General features: G+C 33.9%; 7 protein-coding genes. All 7 read right to left on the minus strand.

What is annotated here, in order from left to right; genetic code table 11:
* Window positions 1-165: 165 nt before the first annotated feature.
* The 7 genes from B5F18_RS01145 to B5F18_RS01175 all read right to left on the minus strand — a co-directional run bounded on the left by B5F18_RS01145 (window position 166) and on the right by B5F18_RS01175 (window position 7,318).
* A complete protein-coding gene (locus tag B5F18_RS01145; RefSeq protein WP_087155819.1) occupies window positions 166-2,013 on the minus strand; it encodes an FtsX-like permease family protein in 1,848 nt (615 codons plus the stop codon).
* Between the two features lie 98 nt (window positions 2,014-2,111).
* On the minus strand, window positions 2,112-2,786 hold the full coding sequence (locus B5F18_RS01150) for a hypothetical protein (RefSeq protein ID WP_087155820.1): 675 nt from the start codon (window positions 2,784-2,786) through the stop codon (window positions 2,112-2,114).
* A gap of 11 nt (window positions 2,787-2,797) precedes the next feature.
* Window positions 2,798-3,469, minus strand: a complete 672-nt coding sequence (locus tag B5F18_RS01155; protein WP_087155821.1) for an ABC transporter ATP-binding protein — start codon at window positions 3,467-3,469, stop codon at window positions 2,798-2,800.
* Between the two features lie 268 nt (window positions 3,470-3,737).
* On the minus strand, window positions 3,738-4,424 hold the full coding sequence (locus tag B5F18_RS01160; protein WP_087155822.1) for an ABC transporter ATP-binding protein: 687 nt from the start codon (window positions 4,422-4,424) through the stop codon (window positions 3,738-3,740).
* A gap of 1 nt (window position 4,425) precedes the next feature.
* Window positions 4,426-5,784 (minus strand): hypothetical protein, encoded by a 1,359-nt coding sequence (locus tag B5F18_RS01165; RefSeq protein ID WP_087155823.1) that lies wholly within the window; start codon window positions 5,782-5,784, stop codon window positions 4,426-4,428.
* Window positions 5,781-6,770 (minus strand): ABC transporter permease, encoded by a 990-nt coding sequence (locus B5F18_RS01170; RefSeq protein ID WP_087155824.1) that lies wholly within the window; start codon window positions 6,768-6,770, stop codon window positions 5,781-5,783. Before B5F18_RS01170 ends, B5F18_RS01165 begins: the two co-directional genes overlap by 4 nt.
* 23 nt (window positions 6,771-6,793) lie before the next feature.
* Window positions 6,794-7,318: a hypothetical protein gene (locus tag B5F18_RS01175; RefSeq protein ID WP_087155825.1), complete on the minus strand. Its 525-nt coding sequence runs from the start codon at window positions 7,316-7,318 to the stop codon at window positions 6,794-6,796.
* Window positions 7,319-7,445 lie beyond the last annotated feature (127 nt).

Raw genomic sequence — 7,445 nt, forward strand, 5'->3', positions numbered from 1 at the left:
AAATACTGGCTTTTTTATACCTTATTTTAAAATGAAAAATAGTAAAATTACAGTTCTGACTACTTTTTGACTATTTTTTATACTGAAAGCTCCATCTATAAATCAGATTTTAATATAGAAGAGTCCTTCAATTACATATTTACAGAAACAGTCATATACTACTCGCTACGATAGAGATTTTCTATTACCAAATGGCATAAGAACATTTTTCATCGGTATCATGACCAGCAAAAGATAGATCAGAAGATACAACAGAAATACAAGGGCATAAATCAGAACAATGTGTTCATTCATCGGATTTTTTCGCATGCCAGCTTCCATAACTGCCTGAAATTTTGTATAACCGGATTCTCTCTTCCACATTTCAAACTGAATTACCCCTGCTCCAATCACTCCAAGCAGGCCCGCGCAAACCCCTTCGATCATGTTTTCAATCCAATAGATGCGCCGGATCTTTTTCCTTGTCATTCCCAGGAATTGCAAAATCTTGATTTTTCTTCTCTCATTTTGTATTCTTCCGACCGTTCCGTGATAAAAGAGAAATCCTAACAACAGCAGTGTAATGATGATCATAAACACCGCTTTCAACATTCCTGTCATTTCTATATCTGTTGCCACTTTTACAAACTCCCGTGAATTTCCAAAATAATAATTACCGTTTTCCGGACTGTCTCCCAGGAACTTTGTCAACAGATTCGTAAGCTCCCAGTCTGTTTCCTCATGATCCGCATTAGCATAAGAATTGATATGAAACTCATTGTATTCCGTTTCGGATAGATTGGCGACTTTGTCGATAAACGCTTTGCCGACCGCAACCTCTCCACTTCCTGCAACACTTGATACATCTCCCGGAGCAAAACCAGTCACGCCTGTGATGATCCCACCAACTTCCAGCTTGTATTTTTTGCCATCTATGTCAAGCGTAATCTTGTCACCCGGATGAATCCCATTTTTTCCATTTTGATACTCATATACCTTGGATACGCTTTTATACTCTTCCGGATCCATTAGTGGTCGTATTTCATATTTTTTATCCACCATCTCCGTTTTTTCAAGAAAGAATGGAGAGAGAACTAACATACATTGTTCGCCGTCACAAAACTTTTGCTCATCCAGTTTTCCCTCGTCAATACATCCTGCATACCATTCCACCAATTCCGGATTATCCGTATCTAGCCCGATAAGACTATCGAGTTCAAAACAATCGCTCTCTTTCCGTGCTTGATTTTCTTCACTGGTGCTGTAACTATATTTCCTTATCAAATTAATATATTCATTATCCTTCCATCCGTCCCATGATACGGAAATCGTACCCTTTTGGGGATAAATCGTTTTCTTTGCATCCACGGAAATGATTCCTGGAATTTCTTTGATTCTTTCTATTTCTTTTTCTCCCAGACATTGATGCATATCATAAATATCTAGCGTGTAAGTGTAATCCATCTCTATATTTTGATATCGCTGATAATGATCCAAAAATTTTATGACACTCAAATTCAACACAATCACCGCAATCACAGAGATACCGATTTTTAAAACACTTTGCTTGGAGTAGAATACAAGATTTCTTTTGTATAATCGAAAAACAGTCATTGGTTTGATTCTTTTTAATTTCGGAAAAGATTCTACCTTCACATTACTGTTATCCTCCCTATAAGATGTCTGGATTTTTTTGTTGACGGAGCTGAAAGTGATCAGAAAATATCCCACAAAAAACGTAAGACTTAAAGCGCCTGTCACGATCAATAAGTAACCCCATTCAATCATAAAAGGGATCTCCCAACGCAGCACATGTTTCATAACCCCTATCATCACGCCGGAAGAAACCAGCCCGATAGTAACACCAAGAAGAATCGCCTTTCGCCAGATAAAAAAGGCTTCCCACATAAAAATCTCATATACGTCCCAAACATCCGCCCCCAGATTACGCATGATCGTAATCCGGTACCTGATGTTTTTTATGACCATAGAAAGAAGGAAAAAAACAACCAAAATGCCGATCGCACAGATCATTGCAATAAAGGAGCCTTTTTCAAAGAACTCACTGTCCGCACCTGTTGACGGGCTGTAAACTCTTCCGTTATAAATATATGTACTGTCTTCATTTTCTTTTAAAAGGCGATCCAGGTCCGGAACTGCGTAGTGCTCCTTTTCATCCGAAGGAAAAAATAATGGTTTACCTGCGAACTATTTTTTGAAAACACTTGTTGATCACTTACAAAAGCAGCAGGCAGGGGATACGATCCCCTGGACCAGTTTTTACTCCATGTATTCATGATCCCGCTCAAAACAAACTGACAGTTTTCCATTGTTCCATCAGACCACAAAATTGGAATTGTAATCTGATCCCCCATTTTTGCATCTGGCGCAATCCGTTTCAACAACTGCTGGTCCAATACAATCTCATGATTCTTTTTGGGAAGAGCGCCTTTTAACATTTCCATTCTTCCCAGTTTAACCATTTCCTGATCCACGGTCGCGACATATGCAGAAATATCACCGGAAGAAATAGAAAAATTTTCAAAAACACGCATGGTTCCCAGACTTTCCACGGATTTTTCGTTTTTCAAGAATGTCTCGATTTCTTTGGTTCCTCCATACACTGCTCCGCTCCATGCACCGTATTCCTTAAAACTCTCTTCCTGCTGATATTTCATCAGACTTCCCTGAAAACTAAAAATCACGATACCAAAAACGAACAATACGCAAAGTCCGATGTAAAGCAGTCTGTTTTGCTTTTGATTTCCTTGGATAAAAGATCTGGCTATTTTTGAATTCATACTCATAAGCAGACCTCCTAATCCTGAACGATCATTCCATCCTGTATATGGATGACCGTATCCGCGCACCTAGCAATATCCATATCATGGGTCACTAAAATGATCGTCTGATGAAACTGTTTTTGTAGCTTGACAAACAGGTCAATGACATCTTTTCCACTCTCCCAGTCCAGATTTCCGGTTGGTTCATCGGCAAATATGACCTCCGGCTGATTGATCAGCGCTCTTGCAATGGCGGTTCTTTGCTGTTCACCTCCCGATAACTGTGATGGATATTTGCGGATTTTATCCTGAATGCCAAGCGTATTCAATATCTCTTCTACATACTCCTTTTTTACTTTTCTCTTATCCAGATCCGCAGGCAGCATGATATTTTCCAGCACACACAGTTCCGGCAGTAAATTATAAGCCTGAAATACAAAACCGAATTTTTGCCGTTTCAACTTGGATAACTGTGCGTCTTTCATTTTTCCAATCTCTTTTGAGCGGTAGAAAACCTGACCTTTTGTCGGTACATCCATTCCTCCCAGAAGATGCAGCAACGTGGATTTTCCGGAACCGCTTTTTCCTATCACGGCATAAAATCGATCACTGAAAAATTCAAAATTTACACCCCGCAGTGCAGGCGTTTTTACCTGATCATTGGAATATATTTTATAAAGATCTACGACTTTTAACAATGGTTCCATGGGCAAATCTCCTTCGTATTATATAGTAGCAGTGTTTATAGACCCTCCCCAGAAAAATCAGGCAGCCCTTTCCTAAAACCAGCTTAATCCTTTTCTGCTATCAGAAACTTCTTTTGAGCACCGATACACAATGCCCTGTTTGTCATGCGATTTTTATAGTTCAAATATATCTAAAATGTGTTTCCGAAATTCATTCATACACCATTCACTTTAGACTTGACTTTTAACAGTTGGTCTTTTTCAAATTCAAGAGCATAATTATACTGGATTAAGATAATGTTTGGTTACCTCTTACTTCTTTAATAAGTCCATTTTTTAAATAAAATATTTTATTACAAATAGATGAAAGCACTTTATCGTGAGTCGCGATTATAATAGTAATTCCTTGTTGATTTAATTCTTTAAAAATATCTAAAAGAATATGGGTATTATGTTCATCTAAACAACCTGTTGGTTCATCTGCAATAATAAGCTCAGGTTCTTTAGTTAAAGCGCGTGCAATAGCTACCCGTTGTTGTTGTCCACCGGACAATTCATCTGGATAATAATTTTCTTTTCCCTCTAAACCAAGTTTTTTTATCATAGTGGAAGTTCTGTTATTTATAAATTTTGAAGAATTCTTTTGATATCTCAAAGGGAGAGCAATATTTTCGTAAACAGAAAAATCTTCTATTAATGCAAACTCTTGTAATATTATTCCGATATTATTATGGCGGAATTGCTCCATTTCGTTATAATTGTTAGTATTTAATTTTTTATCTTTATAATAATATTCACCACTGGTTAACGGTAACAAGCCTGATATAATATTTAATAAAGTAGATTTTCCAGAACCACTTACTCCCATAATACAAACAATATCTCCTTGGTTTATTGTTAAATTTATTCCTTTTAATACATCAGTGGACATTTGGTTTTTAGTATATGTTTTTTTTACATCAATTAACGAAATCATATTAATGCCTCCATAACATTTCATGCATAGTTTTCTTTGAAATACCTTTGATAAAAAAGAATATATTTAATAATATTAGTAATGCACTTATTAATAGCATTATTATATTAAAGGAAATTTTTTGCAATATCCATGTTCCGTCGTATAAATACGCTAAAATTAGACTTGTCATGATAATAAAGGCAATAATGAAACACCAACTCAAAATAACATGTTTCTGCTTTTTCCCATTGAGTATCTGAATAGCTATAGCATGTCGTTGTTTTTTTATAAAATAATTTAAGCTATAGTGAATAGCTAAAATATTATAAATAAAAAGACAAAATAGAAGGAGTGCCAAGAGTTCTATTGATACACTTTCTTCTCCCTGTAAATAAAGAAAACCATTATTTCCATTTAAAGGTGTCATTGTAAAAATTCCTTGTTCTAAATAATAATCATTAATTTCTTTTATACTATCTTTTATGATACTTTTTGATACTTTTGAATCAAAAATTAAAGTACCATATAAATTATTATTATATTCTAATGATGCAAATTTTTTATCTTCATTATTTTCTATTCCTATAATATTTTTGAAACATGGCATTATTATAGAATAGTCCAGTATGACAGGTGCTTCCCCCATATTTTCATAGGTAGTGTCATTTTCAATTCTGCTATTAGGCTTTAAGAAACCTTTCACAGTTGCTGTCATAATTTTGATAGGTGTTGCCAAATGAATAGTATCTCCGATATCAAAATATTCTTGATATGCAGCACCTAAAAGAATAGAAACCTCTCCACTTCCAATATCAAAAACATAATCATTATCAGAAAATATTTCTCCTTCACTTACTGATAGACCATAATGTTGTATAGAATCAGAATCTATTTTACACATAGACATATTGATAGTTTGTTCATTATTCCAATACTGTTCATTACTCGGTTTATTTGATGGATATTCCTTATAGTACCCTGGATAATATGAATGTGCTAAAAAGTCATCATACGAGTCCTCACCAAAATATCTATTCACTTCGTTAACAAATGCTTTGATTTCTTGATCATGTAATAATGAACTGAAAATAAAACGTTTGTCATTGTTTAACTTTTCTAAAGTTAGCTGCATTTTTTCTATGCTCATAGGGATATCCCAAATGTCAATAAAGGAACTATTAAAAGAATTTTGAACTAATTTAATATAAACGTATCCGTTCTTCTTACAATACATTTGATCATTTTTTTCTAATCCATCAATATATAATACAGTATTACCTATAAGAGTGAAAAACAAGATGTATTGTAAAATTAGCAGTAGGTACTTACTTATATCTCTACGAATATAATAAATGATATCATATAGTGCTTGTTTCATTTCCAGATATTCCCTCTCATTCTTAGAATTTTTTTTGTAACTATTCCAAGTATGATTAAAAAATCGAGGATAAAAGAAAGAATTATACTTATAATATAAATATTACTATCGCTACATACTTTTACTATTATTTCGGTAAAAAAAGCAGAACTGATAGTGCTAATTAGTATAAGTTTAAAATACATTTTTATAAACAACAGAAATAATATTCTATTTGAAAATCCTAGAGTCATATAAATTTTGTATTCTTTCTCAAAATTTATTAGACAATATTCCATTGAAAGCACAAGTAAAAAAATAATAGATATAAATAAAAGTAAATAAACATGTAAGATATCATTGTTTTTCTGGTAAAACTCTGTTAATGATGAAAATATATCTGTTTTAGGTGATATAATTTCTGTTACTCCATTATCCTTAAGAATAGTGACAACTTGAGTAATATTTTTAACATCTCCATCTATAGCGTATTGCCCATTTATACCATATAATTCTAGAGCAGCTTGAAAAGGAATAATTACTGTATCCGCTAATTTAATATTGATATCGTTTTTTAAAATACCGATTATTTCAAATTTCTGATTACATATATTAATGAAAGGAGTATTATCAATTTTATAAATTTGACTTTTTACATTCTTTCCAATAACTGCTTTTTTGGAATTACTTTTACATTCGCTTTTAGTTAAAAATCTGCCTTGCACAGTTGTATATTTTTGGATGTCACTTAGTAGCACCCCTTTTACATCAAAAAATTTTTCATAATTATTCTTAAAAATATAATAATCTCCTCGCAATTTAAGCGATTTAAAGGCGTTGAGATCACTAATTTCTTCACCTTGAATATTAACTTCCGTTGTTTTCCATGAATAAATCCCCTTACTCTTTAATATGTTTTCTTTCGTTTTAAAGTGTCCTTTACTATATAAACCAATTATTATCATAAAACTTTTGTTCTTTTTATTATTTTTTTGTTTATTTTTCATTTTTATTAATATTGCACAAATATTTACTCCATATTTGCCACATACATCCTTCTGTATTGTTCCATTTTTTTCACCGGCAGGCAGAAATAATTCTTCACCTGTTTCTCTGATAATCCTGACTCCATGCCAAGAAGGATCTCATTCATTTCTTCATCTGTCAGGAATCTTGCATACCGCTCAATGCATTCGATCAGTGTTCCGGATAGATCCCAGGTATCTTTCCTCCTTGGATCCACTCCATCCATCCCATCTTCTTTCGATTCCTTCAGCATTGCTATATCTTCCGGAAGGGCTGTTTCTTCTGTTTCCATCTCTGTCTGTAACAACTTCCGAAAATCAGCAGCCAGCTCCTCTTCCGTTGGTTTTGGCTGCTCCCCAAAATCCAGATACAGGAAATCCTGCTCGTCCAGCTCCATGACTTTGATACTTTTATCTGTTTCCGCCATCTTTTTATATTGGGCTGCCTCTTTCTTGCTTAACATCTGCAGCCGTTTCCGCTCTTTGATGGTATGGTAGGTTAAAGTTTCTTCATCCCAGAAAACTTTCACCGGATGAGTATAGCCTCCATGTAGTGATATAGTAAATTTGTAACAACTTGTTCGAATAATATATTATAATATTATTCAAACCAAGGAGGACATCGCTATGTCAGTACGTTACAACGAAAACTTCAAA

Origin of the sequence: Lachnoclostridium sp. An181, assembly GCF_002160325.1 — a bacterium.
GTDB lineage: Bacteria > Bacillota > Clostridia > Lachnospirales > Lachnospiraceae > An181.

Bases quoted from the DNA above. Each gene is read 5' to 3' on its own strand.
- B5F18_RS01145 (WP_087155819.1), bottom strand. From the start codon at position 2,013: ATGATCTGTGCGATCGGCATTTTGGTTGTTTTTTTCCTTCTTTCTATG.
- B5F18_RS01165 (WP_087155823.1), bottom strand. From the start codon at position 5,784: ATGAAACAAGCACTATATGATATCATTTATTATATTCGTAGAGATATA.
- B5F18_RS01160 (WP_087155822.1), bottom strand. From the start codon at position 4,424: ATGATTTCGTTAATTGATGTAAAAAAAACATATACTAAAAACCAAATG.
- B5F18_RS01155 (WP_087155821.1), bottom strand. From the start codon at position 3,469: ATGGAACCATTGTTAAAAGTCGTAGATCTTTATAAAATATATTCCAAT.
- B5F18_RS01170 (WP_087155824.1), bottom strand. From the start codon at position 6,770: ATGAAAAATAAACAAAAAAATAATAAAAAGAACAAAAGTTTTATGATA.
- B5F18_RS01150 (WP_087155820.1), bottom strand. From the start codon at position 2,786: ATGAGTATGAATTCAAAAATAGCCAGATCTTTTATCCAAGGAAATCAA.